The organism is Bacillus sp. SA1-12 (assembly GCF_000981385.1).
Lineage (GTDB): Bacteria > Bacillota > Bacilli > Bacillales > Bacillaceae > Metabacillus.
In genome coordinates, this window is the sequence record NZ_LATZ01000105.1 from 1 (window position 1) to 663 (window position 663).

Consider the following 663-nt stretch of genomic DNA (forward strand, 5'->3'; position numbering starts at 1 on the left):
CTGCTGAGCGAAGCTTTGAACTGAAGCCCCAGTAAACGGCGGCCGTAACTATAACGGTCCTAAGGTAGCGAAATTCCTTGTCGGGTAAGTTCCGACCCGCACGAAAGGCGTAACGATCTGGGCACTGTCTCAACGAGAGACTCGGTGAAATTATAGTACCTGTGAAGATGCAGGTTACCCGCGACAGGACGGAAAGACCCCGTGGAGCTTTACTGTAGCCTGATATTGAATTTTGGTACAGCTTGTACAGGATAGGTAGGAGCCTGAGAAGCCGGAGCGCCAGCTTCGGTGGAGGCGTCGGTGGGATACTACCCTGGCTGTATTGAAATTCTAACCCGCGGCCCTTATCGGGCCGGGAGACAGTGTCAGGTGGGCAGTTTGACTGGGGCGGTCGCCTCCTAAAATGTAACGGAGGCGCCCAAAGGTTCCCTCAGAATGGTTGGAAATCATTCGCAGAGTGTAAAGGCACAAGGGGGCTTGACTGCGAGACCTACAAGTCGAGCAGGGACGAAAGTCGGGCTTAGTGATCCGGTGGTTCCGCATGGAAGGGCCATCGCTCAACGGATAAAAGCTACCCCGGGGATAACAGGCTTATCTCCCCCAAGAGTCCACATCGACGGGGAGGTTTGGCACCTCGATGTCGGCTCATCGCATCCTGGGGCT

The 663-nt window shown here is 55.4% G+C and carries 1 rRNA gene; it reads left to right on the forward strand.

The annotated features are described in order from the left end of the window. A 23S ribosomal RNA gene (locus WQ54_RS32830) occupies nucleotides 1-663 on the forward strand; the annotation flags it as partial.